General features: G+C 68.8%; 18 protein-coding genes. 6 read left to right on the forward strand and 12 right to left on the reverse strand.

Features of this window, described 5'->3' with window-relative positions; translation table 11 throughout:
- Positions 1–8 precede the first annotated feature (8 nt).
- From IC535_RS09445 to IC535_RS09465, 5 genes are all read right to left on the reverse strand, one after another.
- Entirely contained in the window at positions 9–347 is a 339-nt protein-coding gene (locus tag IC535_RS09445; RefSeq protein WP_228885426.1) for a hypothetical protein, read from the reverse strand.
- A 125-nt stretch (positions 348–472) separates the two neighbouring features.
- Positions 473–1,417, reverse strand: coding sequence for a DegV family protein (locus IC535_RS09450; RefSeq protein ID WP_228885427.1), 945 nt, complete (start codon positions 1,415–1,417; stop codon positions 473–475).
- An 81-nt stretch (positions 1,418–1,498) separates the two neighbouring features.
- Positions 1,499–2,137 (reverse strand): 2-hydroxychromene-2-carboxylate isomerase, encoded by a 639-nt coding sequence (locus IC535_RS09455; protein WP_228885428.1) that lies wholly within the window; start codon positions 2,135–2,137, stop codon positions 1,499–1,501.
- Between the two features lie 77 nt (positions 2,138–2,214).
- Positions 2,215–3,513 carry an amidohydrolase family protein gene (locus IC535_RS09460; protein ID WP_228885429.1) on the reverse strand — a complete coding sequence of 433 codons (1,299 nt, stop codon included), beginning with the start codon at positions 3,511–3,513 and terminating at the stop codon, positions 2,215–2,217.
- Positions 3,510–4,922, reverse strand: a complete 1,413-nt coding sequence (locus IC535_RS09465; RefSeq protein WP_228885430.1) for an amidohydrolase — start codon at positions 4,920–4,922, stop codon at positions 3,510–3,512. Before IC535_RS09465 ends, IC535_RS09460 begins: the two co-directional genes overlap by 4 nt.
- Positions 4,923–5,126: 204 nt before the next feature.
- Here IC535_RS09465 and IC535_RS09470 point away from each other — a divergent pair, with 204 nt between their 5' ends.
- Entirely contained in the window at positions 5,127–5,903 is a 777-nt protein-coding gene (locus IC535_RS09470; protein WP_228885431.1) for an AMP nucleosidase, read from the forward strand.
- Between the two features lie 53 nt (positions 5,904–5,956).
- Entirely contained in the window at positions 5,957–6,496 is a 540-nt protein-coding gene (locus IC535_RS09475; protein WP_228885432.1) for a DUF924 family protein, read from the forward strand.
- Between the two features lie 194 nt (positions 6,497–6,690).
- On the opposite strand, the gene grxD is transcribed toward IC535_RS09475, so the two are convergent.
- Entirely contained in the window at positions 6,691–7,617 is a 927-nt protein-coding gene (gene grxD / locus IC535_RS09480) for a Grx4 family monothiol glutaredoxin (RefSeq protein ID WP_228885433.1), read from the reverse strand.
- Between the two features lie 56 nt (positions 7,618–7,673).
- Here grxD and IC535_RS09485 point away from each other — a divergent pair, with 56 nt between their 5' ends.
- A complete protein-coding gene (locus IC535_RS09485) occupies positions 7,674–8,462 on the forward strand; it encodes a polysaccharide deacetylase family protein (RefSeq protein ID WP_228885434.1) in 789 nt (262 codons plus the stop codon).
- Here IC535_RS09485 and IC535_RS09490 read toward each other — a convergent pair.
- From IC535_RS09490 to IC535_RS09510, 5 genes are read right to left on the reverse strand one after another with little or no spacing between them, the layout of a single operon-like run.
- On the reverse strand, positions 8,455–8,778 hold the full coding sequence (locus IC535_RS09490; protein ID WP_228885435.1) for a hypothetical protein: 324 nt from the start codon (positions 8,776–8,778) through the stop codon (positions 8,455–8,457). The genes IC535_RS09485 and IC535_RS09490 overlap by 8 nt on opposite strands.
- Before the next feature lie 28 nt (positions 8,779–8,806).
- Positions 8,807–9,172: a hypothetical protein gene (locus IC535_RS09495; RefSeq protein ID WP_228885436.1), complete on the reverse strand. Its 366-nt coding sequence runs from the start codon at positions 9,170–9,172 to the stop codon at positions 8,807–8,809.
- Positions 9,173–9,215: 43 nt separating this feature from the next.
- Positions 9,216–9,896, reverse strand: a complete 681-nt coding sequence (locus IC535_RS09500) for a class I SAM-dependent methyltransferase (protein WP_228885458.1) — start codon at positions 9,894–9,896, stop codon at positions 9,216–9,218.
- Between the two features lie 17 nt (positions 9,897–9,913).
- A complete protein-coding gene (locus IC535_RS09505; RefSeq protein ID WP_228885437.1) occupies positions 9,914–10,537 on the reverse strand; it encodes an SGNH/GDSL hydrolase family protein in 624 nt (207 codons plus the stop codon).
- 3 nt (positions 10,538–10,540) lie between these two features.
- Entirely contained in the window at positions 10,541–11,815 is a 1,275-nt protein-coding gene (locus tag IC535_RS09510) for a pyridoxal phosphate-dependent aminotransferase (protein WP_228885438.1), read from the reverse strand.
- Positions 11,816–12,001: 186 nt separating this feature from the next.
- On the opposite strand from IC535_RS09510, the gene rsgA reads away from it, so the two are divergent.
- The 3 genes from rsgA (at position 12,002) to IC535_RS09525 (ending at position 17,281) form a co-directional block, all read left to right on the forward strand.
- A complete protein-coding gene (gene rsgA / locus IC535_RS09515; RefSeq protein WP_228885439.1) occupies positions 12,002–13,099 on the forward strand; it encodes a ribosome small subunit-dependent GTPase A in 1,098 nt (365 codons plus the stop codon).
- Between the two features lie 509 nt (positions 13,100–13,608).
- A complete protein-coding gene (locus IC535_RS09520) occupies positions 13,609–14,850 on the forward strand; it encodes a flavohemoglobin expression-modulating QEGLA motif protein (RefSeq protein WP_429000337.1) in 1,242 nt (413 codons plus the stop codon).
- Positions 14,851–14,989: 139 nt separating this feature from the next.
- Positions 14,990–17,281: a TonB-dependent receptor gene (locus IC535_RS09525; protein ID WP_228885441.1), complete on the forward strand. Its 2,292-nt coding sequence runs from the start codon at positions 14,990–14,992 to the stop codon at positions 17,279–17,281.
- A gap of 287 nt (positions 17,282–17,568) precedes the next feature.
- Here IC535_RS09525 and phbB read toward each other — a convergent pair whose 3' ends face one another.
- Positions 17,569–18,309, reverse strand: coding sequence for an acetoacetyl-CoA reductase (phbB, locus tag IC535_RS09530; protein ID WP_228885442.1), 741 nt, complete (start codon positions 18,307–18,309; stop codon positions 17,569–17,571).
- Positions 18,310–18,331 lie beyond the last annotated feature (22 nt).

Consider the following 18,331-nt stretch of genomic DNA (forward strand, 5'->3'; position numbering starts at 1 on the left):
GGTCGGGTTCAACGCACGTCGCGCAGTTCCCAGTGGTGGCCGGCCAGCAGGCGCAGGCGCTGCTTGAACACGTCGCTGTCGACGCGCGTGGTAGCCACCAGGTTGATGCGCAGGTCCTTCTGCTCGCCGGTGACGGTGGCGTCCGGATCGGTGGCGCCCCATTGCGGCTCGACCGCATCCGGGTCGGGCTGCTTGGCGCGCCACTTTTCAAACAGCGTGGTGCTGCGCAAGGCGTCCTGCAGTTCTTCGGCGAAGCCGGCCGCGCCCTGCGAGTGGAAGGACAGGTCGGAATCGTTGCCGCGGGCCTTGGACGGGTCCGGCAGGCTGATGTGGTACTGCGTTGGCATGGTTATCTCCGTGGGATGCGGCAAGGCTGACAGAACCGCGGTGGATTCGGCGTGCACGCCGTGGCCGCCGGCCTGCGCGGGCGCGGCAATCGTGGCATGGCCACGACCGCGCCTGCCAGCCTCGCTCAGGCATGGAACGTATGCGGTTGGTCGGCAAAGCCGATCGTGAGCGCGCCCTTGCCCACGTTGACCATGCCGGTCAGGCTCATCACCGCTTCGAACACCTCCACCCCATGGCTCTGGCAGGTCTGGCGCAGCGTGGCATAGCCGGGCAGGGCGTGCAGGTCGGCCAGTTCGCCGCCGTAGCTGATGCAGACGGTGGGCGTCATCAGCCCGGCCTGGACCCGCTGGCCGACGAAGTCGAACAGCTTCTGCACGGCGTTGTCGAAGCCCTTGATCTTGGCCACCGGCCCGGTCTGCCCGCGATAGCCGTGCAGCACCGGCTTGATGTCCAATGCGCTGCCCAGCGCAGCGCTGAGCAGGCCCACGCTGCGGTCGCCCTTGTGGCGGGCGCGGGCGCGCAGGTAGTACAGGTCGCGGGGAACCATGTAGCCATGCACGTTGAGCGCCAGCTGCTCCAGTCGTTCGCGGATCTGCTGCACGCTGGCCCCGCTGTCGCGCAGCCGTACTGCTTCCACCGCGGTCACGCCCTGCGCGGCGAACAGGTTCTGGGTATCCAGCACCCGCAGCGCGAACGGCGAGTTGAAGCCGGCCGCCTGGCGCACCGGTTTGTAGTCGTTGAGGATGGCGAAGCTGGCCTGCATCGCGTTGTCGTGGATCGGGCTGCGGGTCTTGGTGATGGTCATGCAGAACACATGGTCGTAGTCGATCACCAGCTTGCCCAGGAACAGGTCCCGGATCTGGGTCACGCTGAACGGAATGGTCTCCGCTTCGGCGCCGTGTTCGGCGACGTGGGCGTGCAGGAAACTGAGCGTGGCCTGTTCGTCGCGGTGGTCGGCGAGCACCGCTTCGCCGATGCGTACGGTGATCGGCAGCAGCACGATGTTGTGTTGCGCGATGAAGTCCTGCGGCAAGTCGCAGGCAGAGTCGACGACGATCCCGATGCGCATCCTGTGAGCCCCCTCCAGGCAGGTGTAGGTCCGGAAGTGTGAAACCTATCCCAAAAACGCGGCGGCTGCCTGACCGGGCGGTCAGCCCGCCGGGCGCCGCCGCTCCACCGCGACCGGCAGGTCGTCGATCCGGGCCCACTGCTCCCGGTCCAGCAGGCCGGGGTCGGCCAGCACCGCCTGCATCAACCCATGCGATTCATTGCCCCAGAACAGCTCCCCGTCGATGGCCAGGGTGGGCACCCCGAACACGCCGGCGCCGATCGCCGCCTCGGTGTTGTGCCGCAACTGGTCCTTGACCGCCGGTGCGGCCACCGCGGCGGCTACGTCGGCCACGCCCAGCATCGCCCCGGGCAGGGCCAGCGCCGGGGAGCTGTCGGCGGCCTGGCCGTCGCGCCAGATCCAGTTGAACAGCACCTCCACCGCCGCGTGGGTGCCGCCGGCGGCCAGGCACAACCGCAGTGCGGCCAGCGGGTTGAACGGATGGGCGGGCGGAAAGCGCAACGTCACGCCCTGCTGCCGGGCCTGCCACAGCGCCTGGCGGTAGATGAAGCGGCGCTTGGCCGGGATCTCGGCCGGGCCCAGGGTGCCCAGGTGGGCCAGTACGGCGCCGAAGGCGATCGGCACCGGGGTGATCTGTTCGAACTGCGGCAGCTGTTTGAGCTGCTGCCAGTGCAGGTAGGCGAACGGCGAGACGAAATCGAAATACCAGCGCAGGTCCATGGCGATCCTCGGTGTCGGGCACCGCGTCGATCATGCCGCAGCCGGGCGGCCGGCGCGAACGACGGCCACCGGAGCGCTTAGCGCGGGTATGCGCGCGGTTCGCTGCCGGCCGGGGCCAGGTAACGGTCGCGCAGCTCGGTCTGGCGCGAACGCATCGGCATCGCCCGGCCGCCCAGCCACACCTGCCCGGCGTAGTGGCCCACGTCCAGCGGGTCGCCTTCCCACAGCACCAGGTCGGCCAGCTTGCCCACCTCGATGCTGCCGATGCGCTCGCCCACCCCCAGCACCTGCGCCGGCACCCGGGTCAGCCCGGCCAGGCCGTCCTGCCAGGGCAGGCCGTTGGCCACCGCGTTGCCGGCCAGCTGGCGCATCTTGCGTGCGTTGTGCGAGGCATCGTCGCGCTGGGCGAAGCTGACCTGCACGCCGGCCGCACGCAGCCGTGCGGCGTTTTCCAGGGTAGCCCCGAGCTGGTCGAAACTGGCCGGCAGGTTGCCCAGCGCATCGACGAACACCGGCACCCCGGCCCGGGCCAGCTGCGGGGCCAGGCGCCAGGCCTCGGCGCCACCGGCGATGGCGATCTTCACCTTCTCGCGGGCGGCCCAGCGCAGCAGCTGGCCGATGTCGGCGGCGCGGTCGACCTGCACCACGATCCGGCCCTGGCCGGCCAGGTAGCGCGCCAGGGTGCTGCGCCCGGCCGGGGTCAGCAGCGCGTGCGGCGAATCGGCCGGTACCCGGCCGCGCGCCTCGCTGACCATCTGTTCCAGCAGCATCCACTGCGCCGCGCGCGAGCTGCCGGTGAGCTCGGCAGCGGACGCGCCCAGGCGGATGTACAACGCCAGCGGCCCGATCGGCTCGGCACTGCCGTCCAGGCGCACCACGCCGCCCTGGCCGGCAATGAAGCCGCCGCCACTGTTCGCCCCAAGGGCGGTGAAGCCGATCCCGTCCAGGCGTGCAACCGGCACCAGCACCGAGGCCGGGTTGTAGGCCAGGCTGACATCGAACTCTGGCCGCAGCGGTTGCTCGGTCAGCTTCAGGGTGCTGTCCACCGTGGCCGCTTCGCCGGAGACCTCCTCGATGCCGATCTCGGTGATGCCGCCGAACAGCGCCGGGGTCAGCGGCTTGCCGGCCGCCTCCACCACCGCCACCCCGGCCGGCGCGGACAGGCCGCTGCCGACGGCGCGGATCACCCCGCCCTGGACCAGTACATCGGCGTGTTCCAGGCTGCCGCGCGCGCTGACGGTATGCACCGTGGCGTTGCGGATCAGCAGGTCCTGGGCCTGCAGCGGCAGCGCCGCCAGCAGCAGAAGGGTAGTGCCGAGCCATGCCCGGCAACGCACTACCGGGCAACGCAGCGCAAGGCGGGTCACCGCGCTCATGGCCGGGCCTCCTGGCCGAGCATGAAGTCCGACAGCGGTTGCCGGCGCGGGTCATGGCGGTCGTAGACCTGGTGGCCGTCCACGTACACCTTCTCGGCCAGCGCATAGGAGCTGAAGGGGCTGCCGTTCCACACCACCACATCGCCCATCTTGCCCACCTCCAGGCTGCCGGTCTGTTGTTCCACGCCCAGCGCGCGCGCCGCGTTGAGCGTCAGCCACATCATGGCCCGCTCCGGCGCGATCTCGATGCCGGCACGGCGCGCATTGGCGATCACCTTGGCCGCCTCCTGGTTGAGCCGCTGGATGCCCTCGGGCGAATCGGAGTGCACGATCGCGCAGCTGTTGGCCGGGCGATCGACCAGCGCGATGTTGTCCTGGATGCCGTCGAAGGCTTCCATCTTGAAGCCCCACCAATCGGCCCACAACGCGCCGCAGACGCCTTCGGCGGCCAGCCGGTCGGCCAGCTTGTAGGCTTCCACCGCGTGGTGGAAGGCGGCGATCTTGAAGCCGAACTCCTTGGACAGGTCCAGCATGGTGGCCATTTCATCGGCGCGGTAGCAGTGGATATGCACGCGGATGTCGCCCTGGATGGCGCCGGCCAGCGTGTCCAGCTTCAGGTCGCGCTTGCCACCGGCATCGCCGGCGCTGTCGCCCTTGTCGCTGCCGCTGAACCAGCGTTTCTTCTGCGCCGGCTTGCGCGCGGCGTTCTTGGCGATGTACTCGCTGGCATCAATGAAGGCGGCGCGGTAGCCGGCCACGTTGCCCATCCGCGTGCCCGGTGCGATGCCCTTGCCGCCGCCATAGACGCGCTTGGGGTTCTCGCCGCAGGCCATCTTCAGGCCCCACGGCGCGCCGGGGAATTTCATCGCCTGGTAGGTGGTGGCGGCCACGTTCTTCAACGTGACCCCGCGCCCGCCGACCAGGTTGGCCGAACCGGGCAGCACCTGCATGGACGTCACCCCGCCGGCCAGCGCGGCGGCAAAGCCCGGATCCTGCGGCCATACCGAATGCTCGGCCCAGACATTGGCGGTGACCGGCGCGGTCATCTCGTTGCCGTCGCTGTGCGCGCCCACGCCCGGGCTGGGGTAGACGCCCAGGTGCGAGTGCACATCGATGATGCCCGGCGTCACCCACTTGCCCTGCGCATCCACCTGCCGCGCATCGGCCGGCGCGTCCAGCGCGGTGCCCAGGGCGGCGATGCGGCCATCGCGCAGCAGCACGTCGGTGCGTTCCAGCCGCACCCCGGTGCCGGTCAGCACGGTGGCGTTGCGGATCAGCACCGGCGCCGAGGCGATCGGCGCGTAGGTGCTCGGGTAGGGGTCCTGCATGAAGCGCGACGCGGCCGGTGCCGACGGCGCGGCCAGTGAGAACAGCGCCAGGCCCAGGCCGGCGGTCAATCGTGTGCGCATGGTTTCCCCGGTATGGCATCGACGTAACCGGCGACGCTAGCGGTGGAACGAGGGTTTGCCAAGTGGCCAGGCGCACAGGCGCGGCAGCGGGGCATGGCCGCGCCTGCGCCGGAACACGGCCCATGGCCGCCTTTTTCTTGCTTGTTCGTCGTGCATCCCCAGAATAGGTGGCTGGTCAACCAGGTGCTGGACAGGAACTGCAGGATGAAGAGCAAACAGGAAATCGTCGAAAACTGGCTGCCGCGTTACACCGGGGTGCCGCTGGACCAGTTCGGCCAGCACGTGCTGCTGACCAATTTCGCCGGCTACCTGCATGCCTTTTCGCAGCTGACCGGGGCACCGGTGCAGGGCCTGGACCGACCGATGGCCAGCGTCACCAGCGACGACATCACCCTGATCAACTTCGGCATGGGCAGCCCCAATGCGGCCATCGTGATGGACCTGCTGTCGGCGGTGATGCCCAAGGCGGTGCTGTTCCTGGGCAAGTGCGGCGGGCTCAAGCGCAAGAACCAGCTGGGCGACCTGATCCTGCCGATCGCCGCGATCCGCGGCGAGGGCACCTCCAGCGACTATCTGCCGCCGGAAGTACCGGCGCTGCCGGCATTCGCGCTGCAACGGGCGGTGTCCACCACCATCCGCGACCTCGGCCACGATTACTGGACCGGCACGGTCTACACCACCAACCGACGGGTCTGGGAGCATGATGAGGCATTCAAGGAAAAGCTGCGGCTGATGCGCTGCATGGCCATCGACATGGAAACCGCTACGCTGTTCGCGGCCGGCTTTGCCAACCACATTCCGATCGGGGCGTTGCTGCTGGTGTCCGACCAGCCGATGATCCCGGACGGGGTGAAGACCGAGGCGTCCGACGCCAAGGTCAGTTCCCAGTTCGTTGAAAACCATATCCAGATCGGTATCGAGGCGCTTAAGCTAATACGGCGCAACGGCAAGTCGGTCCGCCATCTGCGCTTTGATGAGTGATTGCAATGGTACCGGTGGGCGTCTCGGGGACGCACCGCCGACAGGGGTAGTGAATGGACGTGGCGGCACAAGTGGTGGAGTTCTGGCGCGAGGCGGGACCACAGCAGTGGTTCGCACGCGATGATGCGTTCGATGCGCGGTTCCGCCAGCGGTTCCTCGAGGAGCACTACGCGGCGGCGCGACGTGCCCGTGAGCACTGGCTGGGCACGGCCGACGGAGCGCTGGCGTTGATGATCCTGCTCGACCAGTTCCCGCGCAACTGCTTCCGCGACACCGCCCATTCCTACGCCACCGATGGCCTGGCCCGACACTACGCGATGCGCGCGGTGGAGGAGGGGCTGGATCTGCAGCTGGTGCCCAAGCTGCGTGCCTTCATCTACCTGCCGTTCGAACATTCCGAAGACCCGCAGGACCAGGAGCGTTCGGTGGCGATGTTCGACGTGCTGGGCGACAAGGAATACCTGCGGTACGCCGAACTGCACCGCGACATCATCCGCCGCTTCGGCCGTTTCCCGCACCGCAATGCCGTGCTGGGGCGGATGCCGACGCCGGAAGAACTGGATTACCTGGCCGAGGGCGGGTTTGCCGGCTGATCCGGCGCCGCGCCATCCACGCATGGCGTGGATCTACGGATGGTGTGCTTCGGCGATTGCCGTCACCCGCGTGTGGAGGCCTTGCGTGCCCTCGGGGTAGATCCATGCCATGCGTGGATAGGCACCCACCGACGCCATGAACAAAAAACGCCGGCAATGCCGGCGTTTTTCGTTGATCGCGTTACCTCGGGCGATCAGTACTTCGGCACGCTGTTGTCCACATCGTTGGACCAGGCATCGATGCCGCCGGTGATGTTGAACACCTCGGTGAAGCCCAGCGCGCGGAACTGCTCGGCCGCCTGCGCGCTGCGGCCGCCGTGGTGGCACAGGAAGGCCAGCGCGGTGTCCTTGGGCAGGGCTTCCAGACGCGCGCGGTTGTCGCCGTCGAAAGTGTCGAACGCGGCGTTGATCGAGGCGATCGCACGCTCGTCGGCCGGACGCACGTCCACCACGGTGATGCTGCCGGCGCGCAGACGGTCGTCGGCATCGCGCACCGCCAGTTCCTGCACCTTTTTCGGTGCGTTCGGGTTGTCGATCGCCAGGCCCTTGCCGCGGATGTCGTCGACCCAGTCGATGGTGATGCCATCGGCGCGGCGTGCGCTGGCCAGGTCGAACTGCACGCGCAGGCCGTTGGATTCGGCGGCGATGGCGTTGTCATCGTGCGGGGCCAGCTGGAAGTTCGGCTGGAAGTTGGCATCGATGCCCAGCTGCAGCGACGCGCCCGGGGCGTCGGCCAGCGCACCGCGCAGCATCTCCACCGCGGCCGGGGTCACCGTGATCGACGGCGCGGTGCGGTCCGGTGCGGCCAGGCCGAGCATGCTGCTCAGCTCACCGCTGCCGGCCATCTGCAGCAGGATGTCGCTGCCGCCGACCAGTTCGCCGTCGATGTACAGCTGCGGGATGGTCGGCCAGTCGCCATAGGCCTTGATGCCTTCGCGGATTTCCTGGTCGGCCAGCACGTTGACGTGGGCGAACTCCACGCCCAGATCCTGCAGCGCGCCCACGGCCTTGGCCGAGAAACCGCACTGCGGCATGCCCGGCTGACCCTTCATGAACAGCACGACGCGGTTGGCGTTGAGGATGGATTCGATGCGCGAGCGCAGGGCGGGTTCAAGGGACATGGCGGTCGGTCCGGCGTTTGGAACCGGACATTCTACGCGGCATGGCATCATGGGGCATGACCGTACCGGAAACGTTGCATCGCATTCCCCGCCACCCGTGGCGTTGGCTGCCCTGGCTGCTGCTGTCCCAATTGCTGGTGGCATGGGCCTGGGTGGCGCTGGGCTGGCTGGCGGGGCTGCCGTTGATGCTGGCCTCGCACGCGCTGTTCATGGTGCCGGTGTTCCTGCCCAACAGCCGCTTCTACGCGCCGGTGCTGAGCCGCCTGCCGGGCCCGGCGCCACGGGTATGGCTGACCATCGATGACGGCCCTTCGCACGAGACCCCGGCGGTACTGGACCTGCTCGACCGCTACCAGGCCAAGGCCACCTTTTTCCTGGTCGGCGAGCGTGCGCTGGCCCAGCCTGACCTGGTGCGGCAGATGCTGGCGCGCGGGCACAGCCTGGGCAACCACAGCCACGGCCACCCGCAGGCCCGCTTCTGGCGGCTGGGGCCGGCGGCGATGGCCGATGAAATCGCCCGGTGCCAGCAGGCCCTGACCGCCATCGCCGGCCAGCCGCCGCGCTGGTACCGCTCGGTGGTGGGCATGACCAACCCGTTCGTGGCCCCGGCCCTGCAGCGCTGGAACCTGACCCGGGTGGGCTGGAGCGCGCGCGGCTTCGATGGCGTGGATTGCCAGGCGCAGGCGGTGGTGGAGCGCATCAACGCCGATCTTGGCCCCGGCGCGATCGTGCTGCTGCACGAAGGCGCCGCGCACGGCCACAACCTGGCCATCATCGAGGCGGTGCTGCAGGCCCTGCAGGACCGCGGGCTGCGCGCCGAACTGCCCGACGCCGCGCTCAGCTGAGCGCGCCGATCACCATCAATCCAGCCGTTCCGAGCAGCGCGCCGCAGGCGAACACCACGCCCAGGATCGCCAGCACCCGGCGCCGGCCATGCTGCACGATGCCGGCCACGCCCAGCGCCAACGCCACCATTTCCAGCAGCCCGGCGCCGATGATGCCCAGCCCCAGCAGCACCGCCATCGGCGCGCCTTCGTCCAGCCCGCCGGGGGAATTGATCTCGGCAAAACCGGCCAGGACGACCAGCAGGAACAGCGCGACCCCGCCGCCCAGCGACAGGATGAACGAGGCGATGCCCAGCCCGGAATGACGGATCTGCATGTGAACTCCTGTAACGGGGCCGCCGGGCTCAGGCCGACGCGGCCGCAGGGATGGCCATGGCCACCGGATGGGAATGCTGCCACTGCTGGCGCATCCAGCTGCCCAGCGACACCTGCGCCATCAGCAGGGTGACCGACAGCCCCAGCGCCAGCACCCCGGTCACCCGGCGGCGGCGGTGCTGCAGCAGGCTGCCGATGCCCAGCAGGGTGGCCAGCACGGCCAGGCCGGCGCTGATGCACAGCACCACCAGCAGCACCACCGGCAGCTCGCGCATCTGCGCGTGGGCGGGGGTATGGGCGTAGTGCGCGCTGATGGCGAACATCACCAGCCCGCACAGGCTGACCACCAGCGCGGCGATGCCCAGCGCGGAATGGCGGGGCGCTTGCAGGTTCATGTGGGGCTCCATGCCGGGACGGGGCGTGAGTATGCGCGCGCAGTCACGGTGCCGCAGCGCGCTCGGCGCAGATCAGCCAGTTGTTGAACGGGGTATTGCCGTACAGCGGGGCCATCTGCAGGTGCAGGCCGGCCGCTTCCAGCGGCGCGCGCACGCTGGCCGCATCGGGGTAGTGGCGCGGGCGGGTGCCCATCCAGCCGACCAGGTGGGCCAGCATGTCGGTGATGCGGGTGGTGCGGTCGCGGCCGCTGTTGTCGGCCAGGGTGGTACGAATCACCAGCCGCCCACCGGGCGCCACGCGCGCGGCGGCCTGGCCCAGCAGCGCGGCCTGGGCCTGCGCCGGCAGGTACTGCAGCACGTCCAGCAGGGCTACGCTGCCGTGGTGGTCGGGCAGCTCGGCGCTGGCATCCAGGCAGGCAAAGCGCGCGTCGGCCAGCCCCGCGCGGGTACCGGCGCATTGCGCGCGCGCGATCTTGTCCGCGTCGATGTCCACGCCCAGGTAGGGCTGCTGCTGCCCGGCCTGGCGCAGCACGTGGGCCAGCAGGCCCAGCCCGCAGCCGATGTCCAGCAACGGCGCCGGGGCCGGGGCCAGCGCGGCCAGCACGCCCGGGTACAGCGGGTCGCTGCCGAGCTTGCCGCGGCTGTAGTAGTAGTCGCGCCGGCTGCCCAGCTGCCGGGAGGGCCGGAAGGCCTCGGCGATATGGCGGGCCTGTTCCCTGGCCAGTGGTGTGGCGTCCGTGCTCAGGGTGCTGCCTCCGCGGCCAGGTGCAGGCGCGCCACCGGGTAGGCGCGCTGGTTCCACAGCGCATACATTGCCGCCGAGGGGTGCAGGCCGTCGTCGGCCAGCATCGCCGCTTCGCCGCCGGCGGTGCGGGTGAGGTCGGTGATATCGATGAACGCCACGTCGTGTTCGGCACAGATCGCCGCGGCGGCGGCGTTGTAGGCATCCAGTTCGTGGCCGATCTGGATGCGGTCGCGCCCGGACCCGGCCGCGAAGGGGGTCACCCCCCAATCGGGAATCGACAGCACCAGCACGCGCGGTGCGCGGTTGCCGGCAAAGCCGAGCGCGCGCTGCAGCAGGGCGGTGAAACGTGGGCGGTAGTCGTCCACGCTGCGCCCGCGGTACTGGTCGTTGACCCCGATCAGCAGGCTGACCAGGTCGAACGGGCCCTGCGGCGCGGCGGCGTCGATGCCGGCGTCCAGTTCGTCGGTGGTCCAGCCGGTGGTGGCGATGATGCGCGGGTCGTCCAGCGCGATACCGCCGCGGCGCAGTGCGTCGGCCAGCTGCAGCGGCCAGCGCCCGGCCGGGTCGACGCCTTCGCCGATGGTGTAGGAATCGCCCAGTGCCAGGTAGGACAGCGCCATCGCTCAGGCTACCGCGCTGCGCGGCTTCAGCGGTACCACCTTGGTGTTGGCTTCGGCGCGGCGGGCCAGGGCGCGGTCGATGCGCGCGAATACATCGCCCATGACCTCCGCTTCGGGCAGCAGGGTGACGCGGAAGTGGTGGCGGTAGGGCACGTTGAAGCTGGAGCCGGGCACGACCAGCACGCCTTCCTCGTTCATCAGTTCCAGCGCGAAATCATGGTCGTCGAAGCTGCGCGCGGCCGGCCCGACCACCGCCGGGAACGCGTACAGCGCACCGGCCGGGGCCACCAGCGACAGGTGCTCGCTGGCGTTGCAGGCCTCGATCACCGCCCGGCGGGTTTCATACAGGCGCCCGCCCGGCGCGCACAACGCCGAGATGGTGTCCGGCCCGTTGACTGCCGCCTCGATGGCGTACTGGCCGGGCACGTTGGCGCACAGCCGCAGCGCACTGAGCAGGTCCATCGCCGCGCGGAACTCGCCCAGCCGCTCGGCCGCGCCGGACAGCATCGCCCAGCCCACCCGCCAGCCGCAGGCGCGGTGCACCTTGCTCAGCCCGCTGAAGGTGATGCACGGGTGCTCGCCGGCCATGGGCGCCACCGGATGGAACTGCGCGTCGTCGTAGAGGATCTGGTCGTAGATCTCATCGACCATCAGCAGCAGGTTGTGGCGGGCGGCGATGGCGACGATGCGCTCCAGCAGTTCGCGCGAGTAGCTGGCGCCGCTGGGGTTGTTGGGGTTGATCAGCACGATCGCGCGGGTGCGCGAGGACACCAACGATTCGATTTCGACCGGGTCCGGCTGGAAGCCGTTCTCCGGCGCGCAGCGGTAGTACACCGGGCGGCCGTCGTTGAGGATGGTCGCCGCCGACCACAGCGGGTAGTCGGGCGAGGGCACCAGCACTTCATCGCCGGGGTTGAGCAGGGCGCGCAGCGACAGGTCGATCAGCTCGCTGACCCCGTTGCCGACGAATACCCGGTCCGGATGCGCATCGGGCGCGCCACGCCGGGCGTAGGCGGCGGCGATCGCGTCACGTGCCTCCGGCAGGCCCTGCTGGTGGGTATACGGGTCGGTGCGGCCCATGTCGTCGGCGATCGCGCGCTGCAGGTGCTCGGGCGCGCGGAAGCCGAAGGCGCCCGGGTTGCCGATGTTCAGCTTGATCAGCTTGCGGCCCTGGGCCTCCAGCTCACGCGCTCGCCGCGCCAGTTCGCCGCGGATCTCGTAGCGGACTTCGGACAGGCGCTCGCGGGTGGCGAGCGGCTTCAGCGGAGGCGTGGACATGAACGGGCCGTCATTCAGGCATGGAAACCGCATGGTAGCGGAATTGTTGCGTTGCGGGGCATAGGTTTTCGGGATGAATTCCCAGCCCTGGCGGGCAGTTGCGGGTGAAAGGGGCTGCCGGTTCGCCCCCCGCATGCCGGCGCACCGCAGCGACGGCCGGCCGCCACACCCTCTAGAATGGGTGCGATGAGCGAATCCACTGATTACCTTGCCCTGCAGACCATCGGCTGGCCCTGGCCGGGCGGCCCCGAGCTGCCGGCATGGCAGGCCCTGTTCGAGCAGTTCCCGCAGGCGCGCCCGGGCCGGGTGATCGAGCAGCACCGCACCGGCTACATCGTGTCCGATGCGCCCGACGCGGCGATCAAGACCGAATCGCCGCCGGAGTGGCAGCGCCCGCGATTCCCCAGCCATGAGCGCGCCGCGGTGGGCGACTGGGTGCTGCTGGACGGCATCAAGATCGTCGCGCTGCTGCCGCGGCGGACCGCGATCAAGCGCGGCGCGGCCGGCGAGCATTACCACCAGCAGGTGATCGCGGCCAACATCGACACGGTGTTCATCGTCTGCGGGCTGGATGCGGACTTCAACCCGCGCCGGATCGAACGCTACCTGCTGCTGGTGGGCGGTGGCGGCGCGCAGCCGGTGGTGGTGCTGACCAAGGCCGACCAGACCGAATACAGCCAGGATGCCCTGGATGTGCTGGAAGAACTGGCCGCGCAGGACATCCCGCTGCTGGCGATCAACGGCAAGGACCCGGCCAGCGCCTCGGCGCTGCTGCCGTGGCTGGGTGCCGGCAGCACCGTGGTGCTGGTCGGTTCTTCCGGCGCCGGCAAGTCCACGCTGACCAATACCCTGCTGGGCGAGGAGCGGATGAAGACCGCCGACGTGCGCAGCAACGATTCGCGCGGGCGCCATACCACCACCCACCGCGCGCTGATCCCGCTGCCGGCCGGCGCCTGCCTGATCGATACCCCCGGCATGCGCGAACTCAAGCCGACCGGCGAGGAGGCGCTGAGCGAAGGGGGCTTTTCCGACGTTGAAGCCCTGTCGGCGCAATGCCGCTTCCGCGACTGCGCGCACCAGCGCGAGCCGGGCTGTGCGATCCGTGCGGCGATCGACGACGGCACGCTGGACGAAGAGCGGTTGTTGAACTACTTCAAGCTCAAGGAAGAAGTGGCCGCCGCAGCCGCCAAGCTGGCCGTGCGCCAGGCCCAGCAGGCGATCGAACGCAAGCATGTGGGCAAGGGCGCGCAGTGGCGGCCGGGCGGCAAGGGCGGCCGGCGCTGATGCGCGCTGATGCGCATTCGCGCATCAGCCCCAATGTTTGCAGGGCAAACATCGGGCCCCGGCTCACCACCTCCAAATCCCCGCGCCTGTCGGCGCGCCCCCTTTACCAAAGGGGGCTGTTCCTCCATGGGGTGGATGAGGGGCTGGCGGTATCCCGGTAGATCCTCGCCGCGCCTCATGAACGAGGTTTGCCGATATATTGAGCGCGTCGCCACGCGAGGAGGCATCTGAATCCACGGGATACGCGTGGTTGCGTGGATGCGCTTCGTTCCGCGGTCATGAACGCCTGAGCGCAGGCTTCGGCCGGTGATCAGCGTCGATGGGATGCCGGAGGCATTGCTGCCTCGACTCCGGACGTTTGCGCCGCGCTGCGCGCGGCCTCCACGCGCGGCGTGGATCTAGCCCCGGTTGCCGATGGCTGCGGAGGCGGTGCGGAGACCTGGGCAGTGATCGACGGCCTGTTCACCGTTTGATGCCGAGCCTGCTAATGTCCGCCCATGGACACCCCGATGACCGTGGATGGTGAGGTGGCCCGCCACACCGCGCTCGACGCGCAACTGGTGGAGGCGGTGGCCGGGATCAAGCTGCTGGGCCTGACCAGCTGGCCGGCGGCGCTGCAGGCGCCGTTCCTGGCCAGCGTGGCGCGCGGCCAGCCGGCGCTGCCGCAGGTGGACTATCCCAGGCTGGACTTCGGCGATACCCGCCGTGCGCTGGCCGCGATCAGCGCCCGCTGCGATCCGGACCATCCGATCGGCCTGTACGTGCAGCGTTCGGCGCATAGCTGGGACTTGGCTGCGGGCCTGCTCGAATCGCTCGGCACCGCCGCGGTAGACCGCTATTCGGTGCAACTGTTCGGCGCGCCCGAAGACCCGCTGCCGGGCAATGGCCCCAGCACCCGCGAGGCCGCCCGCCACTTCATCCAGATCGCGCAGGAACTGGACCACGAACTGCTGGCACCGGAAGAACAGGTGCCGGTCTCGGCCACCGCGCTGCAGCTGCAGCTACAGAGCGACCTGGATGCGTTCTTCGAATCGCGCATCATCAGCGTGCAGCTGGACCCGGAACTGATTTCCAAGGCTGCCGCCGGCCCGACCCGGATCCGCCTGCGCACCAGTGCGCGCTTCAGTGCCTACGACCGGGCGCAGTTGTTCCACCACGAGGCCCTGGTGCACTCGCTGACCGCGCTCAACGGCCGCGAGCAACCGCACCTGCCCAGCCTGGCGCTGTCCTCGCCGCGGGTCACCGCCACCCAGGAAGGGTTGGCCACCTTCGCCGAGCAGATCACCGGCAGCATCGACATCGAACGGCTCAAGCGCATCAGCCTGCGCACCGAAGCGATCGCGATGGCGCGCGAAGGCGCCGACTTCATCGCCGTGTTCCGCTATTTCTGCGAAGCAGGGCAGAACAACGAAGAGAGCTTCGCCTCGGCCCAGCGCGTGTTCCGCGGCGTACCGCCGAGCGGCGGCGCGGCCTTCACCAAGGACACCGTGTACCTGCGCGGGCTGGTCTCGGTGCACACTTTCTTCCGCCACATGCTGGCCGAAGACCGCCTGCAGGTCTGCCGTTGGCTGTTTGCCGGCAAGATGTCGCTGACCGATGCGATTGCCTTCGCCCCGCTGTTCGAGGAAGGCATCCTGCGCCCGCCGCGCTGGTTGCCGCATTGGGTGAGCCGCGCCAACGGTCTGGCCGGCATGCTGGCGTTTTCGCTGTTCGCCAACCGCATTCGCATGGACCAACTGGCCGCCGAATAGCGCAACGGCGCAGGTTCCATGCACTGCGTCGCATTTCGTCGGCTGCGCGCGCCACCGTCAAAATCCTTTCATGTTCCGCTCGCATGATGGTCATGCCCCTGCATAGCGCAGGTCATCACCCTCCATGCAACGGATCACCATGCTTACCCGACCCCTGACCCTCGCCGTCGCGCTGGCGCTGTGCGCCGCCCATGCCCACGCCGCCGAAGTGGATGCAACCGGTGAAGCTGCAGCTTCGCCCAGTGCCCAGACCCTGGACACCGTGTCGGTGATCGGCCAGGGCGAAACCCGCCAGGTGCAGCGCATCACCGCGGTCGACAAGGAGGTGCTGCCGCCGGGTACCAGTGGCCAGAAGATCCTCGATCGGCTGCCTGGCGTGTCGGTGCAGTCCAACGATGCCTTCGGGGCCAACGAGGAATCGCAAAGCATCAGCCTGCGTGGCTTCGACAAGAGCCGACTGGGCTATACGCTGGATGGCATTCCGCTGGGCGACAACAGCTACGGCAACTACAACGGCCTGAGCATCGCCCGCGCGCTGATCGCCGAGAACCTGGCCGGCGCCGAACTGTCGCAGGGCATCGGTTCGCTGGGCGTGGCTTCCACCAGCAACCTGGGTGGCACCATCCAGTATTTCTCGCAGGACCCGTCCACCGAGTTCGGCGGCCGTGCCAGCGTCACCGTCGGCGATGACAACCAGCGCCGCGGTTACCTGCGCGTGGACACCGGCGACCTCAACGGCTTCTCGGCCTATGTGTCCGGCGTGCACCAGGACTCGGACATGTGGGCCGCGCCCTACCAGAACCAGACTACCCGGCAGTTCAACGCCAAGGCCGTGTGGAACGTGGGCGACCACCGCTTCGGCGCGTTCGCCGCCACCTCGCGGGTCAGCCAGGCCAACTACGCCTACCTGTCCAAGAACATGCTCGACCGCGGCCTGGGCTACGACTGGAATATCTACGCGCCGGACTGGGACCGCGCCGTGGCCGCCGCCTACTGCGCGCCGGGCACCTACAACGCACAGAAGTGCGCGTTCAGCGGCGGCGTCAACAGCATCGACGATGCCTACTACCAGAGCCGCGCGTTGCGCGACGACAACCTGTACGCGCTGGATGCCGATCTGGCGCTGGGCGACAACGCGCGGCTGAAACTGCTGGGCTACCACCACGAAAACCGCGGCCAGGGCCACTGGTGGGCGCCGGGCCAGCCGTCCAACCCGGGTACCCCGCAGGCGCTGCCGATTTCCATCCGCAGCAGCAACTACACCATCAACCGCCAGGGCATCACCGCTGCACTGAGCTGGCAATGGGGCATCCACGCGCTGGAAGCGGGCCTGTGGTACGAGCGCAACGACCACAACATCGAGCGCAACTTCTACTACATCACCGGCCCGTTCCTCGACGACGGCTACCTGAACCACCCCGACCGCCGCCTGTTCGACCAGGACTTCGATATCCGCACGCGCCAGTTCTACGTGCAGGACCGCATGCGCTTCCTCGACGACCGCCTCACCATTGATGTCGGTATCAAGAGCCCGAACACGCGCATGACCGCCACCGCCAAGCCGGGCACCGAAGCCAGCTATGCGTCGGGCACGCTGACGGCCAAGGAATCGGTGCTGCCGCAGGCCGGTATCGGTTTCAAGCTGACCCCGAACCAGGAGCTGTTCGCCTCCTACTCGGAGAACATCGCCGCCTTCGTCGGCGGTGGCAGCGGCGGCCCGCTGCAGGTCTCGCCGGAGTCGTTCGCGGCCAGTGCCGGGCTGGAGCCGGAGAAGTCCAAGACCCTGGAAGCCGGCTTCCGTACCTTCGGTGAGAAATACCAGGCCTCCATCGCCGCCTACAACGTGGTGTTCGACAACCGCCTGCTGTCGCTCAACCCATGCACCAGCATCGAAGTGGGCACCCGGCCGGAGTGCATCACCCGCTTCATCAACGTCGGCTCGGTCAAGAGCCGCGGCGCGGAACTGACCTTCATCCTCAAGCCGGTCGACGGCCTGCAGTGGTACAACGCGCTGTCCTGGAACAAGACCACCTACGAGGACGACTACATCTCCGGCGGCGCGGTGGTGCCGGTGGCCGGCAAGATCACCGTGGATACGCCACAGCGGATGGCCTCCAGCGAGATCAGCTGGAACCGCGACGGGTTCTTCGCCAGCCTGCGTGCCAAGTACACTGGCAAGCGGTACTACACCTATACCAACGACCAGTCGGTGCCGGGCGTGACCACCTTCGATGCGGGCGCCGGCTATTCGTTCGGGCCTGGATTGGGGTTGCGCGATATCAAGGTCTCGCTCAATGCGACCAACCTGACCAACAAGCGCTACGCGGGCCAGTTGAGCGCCTTCGCCCCGACCGATCCGACCGGGACGCGCTACGCGATCCACGCCAGCGCACCGCGGCAGATCTTCATGACGGTGGCGGCGGAATTCTGAGGCGCCTGAGCGGTTGCCGTCGCGCACCCACCGGTAGCCACCGACCGTTGGTCGGTGGTGCCGGTCAACGTCAGCGATTCGCCCGGCGCTACGTCCCTTAAAAGGAGGCGCTTTGCCGATTTATGGTAGGTCCGAGCCGTGCTCGGACAACGTGGTGCTGGAACGAAGCGTGTCCGACCACGGGTCGGACCTACCCCCGATAGAGGAACCAAAGAAAAAGCCGCGGCGCATCAGCACCGCGGCGCACCTCGTGGGGGAGGTCCCGCATCACGTGGATGCGTTGAAGCTCAGAACATGTGCAGGCCGCCGTTCACCGCATAGTCCGCGCCGGTAACGTACGCGGCATCGTCCGAGGCCAGCCACGCACACAGGCTGGCCACTTCCTCCGGCTTGCCCAGGCGGCGCAGCGGTACCGAGCCGGCCAGCCGGTCCAGTACGTCCGGCGGGAAGCTGCTGATCGACTGGCTGGCGATATAGCCCGGCGAAATGGTGTTGACGGTGACCCCGCGCGCGGCCACTTCATTGGCCAGCGCGCGGCTGAAGCCGTGCATGGCCGCCTTGGCGGTGGCGAAGTTGACCTGGCCGATCTGGCCCTTGTGCGCGCTGACCGAACCGATGTTGACGATGCGGCCCCAGCCGCGCGTACTCATGCCGTCGATCACCTGCTTGGTGATGTTGAACAGGGCATGCAGGTTGGAGCCCATCACCGCGTTCCAGTCGTCCTGGCTCATCTGCCGGAACAGCACGTCGCGGCTGCCGCCGGCGTTGTTGACCAGCACGTCGATCTCGCCGACCTCGGCCTTGACCTTGGTGAAGGCGGCCACGCTGGAGTGCCAGTCGCCGGCATTGCCTTCGGAGGCGATGAAGTCGAAGCCCAGCTCGCGCTGCTCGCGCAGCCAGCCGGCCTTGCGCGGCGAGTTCGGCGCGCAGCCGGCAACCACGGTGTGGCCGTTGCGGGCCAGTTTCTGGCAGATGGCAGTGCCGACACTGCCCATACCGCTGGTGACGTAGGCGATGCGAAGAGTCATTGCAGAACGCTCCTTGGTAATC

Origin of the sequence: Stenotrophomonas rhizophila (assembly GCF_020857975.1) — a bacterium.
Classification (GTDB): Bacteria; Pseudomonadota; Gammaproteobacteria; order Xanthomonadales; family Xanthomonadaceae; genus Stenotrophomonas; species Stenotrophomonas rhizophila_C.

Coding starts and splice junctions, on each gene's coding strand:
- IC535_RS09445 (WP_228885426.1), bottom strand. CDS start 347: ATGCCAACGCAGTACCACATCAGCCTGCCGGACCCGTCCAAGGCCCGC.
- IC535_RS09450 (WP_228885427.1), bottom strand. CDS start 1,417: ATGCGCATCGGGATCGTCGTCGACTCTGCCTGCGACTTGCCGCAGGAC.
- IC535_RS09455 (WP_228885428.1), bottom strand. CDS start 2,137: ATGGACCTGCGCTGGTATTTCGATTTCGTCTCGCCGTTCGCCTACCTG.
- IC535_RS09460 (WP_228885429.1), bottom strand. CDS start 3,513: ATGAGCGCGGTGACCCGCCTTGCGCTGCGTTGCCCGGTAGTGCGTTGC.
- IC535_RS09465 (WP_228885430.1), bottom strand. CDS start 4,922: ATGCGCACACGATTGACCGCCGGCCTGGGCCTGGCGCTGTTCTCACTG.
- IC535_RS09470 (WP_228885431.1), top strand. CDS start 5,127: ATGAAGAGCAAACAGGAAATCGTCGAAAACTGGCTGCCGCGTTACACC.
- IC535_RS09475 (WP_228885432.1), top strand. CDS start 5,957: ATGGACGTGGCGGCACAAGTGGTGGAGTTCTGGCGCGAGGCGGGACCA.
- grxD (WP_228885433.1), bottom strand. CDS start 7,617: ATGTCCCTTGAACCCGCCCTGCGCTCGCGCATCGAATCCATCCTCAAC.
- IC535_RS09485 (WP_228885434.1), top strand. CDS start 7,674: ATGACCGTACCGGAAACGTTGCATCGCATTCCCCGCCACCCGTGGCGT.
- IC535_RS09490 (WP_228885435.1), bottom strand. CDS start 8,778: ATGCAGATCCGTCATTCCGGGCTGGGCATCGCCTCGTTCATCCTGTCG.
- IC535_RS09495 (WP_228885436.1), bottom strand. CDS start 9,172: ATGAACCTGCAAGCGCCCCGCCATTCCGCGCTGGGCATCGCCGCGCTG.
- IC535_RS09505 (WP_228885437.1), bottom strand. CDS start 10,537: ATGGCGCTGTCCTACCTGGCACTGGGCGATTCCTACACCATCGGCGAA.
- IC535_RS09510 (WP_228885438.1), bottom strand. CDS start 11,815: ATGTCCACGCCTCCGCTGAAGCCGCTCGCCACCCGCGAGCGCCTGTCC.
- rsgA (WP_228885439.1), top strand. CDS start 12,002: ATGAGCGAATCCACTGATTACCTTGCCCTGCAGACCATCGGCTGGCCC.
- IC535_RS09520 (WP_429000337.1), top strand. CDS start 13,609: ATGACCGTGGATGGTGAGGTGGCCCGCCACACCGCGCTCGACGCGCAA.
- IC535_RS09525 (WP_228885441.1), top strand. CDS start 14,990: ATGCTTACCCGACCCCTGACCCTCGCCGTCGCGCTGGCGCTGTGCGCC.
- phbB (WP_228885442.1), bottom strand. CDS start 18,309: ATGACTCTTCGCATCGCCTACGTCACCAGCGGTATGGGCAGTGTCGGC.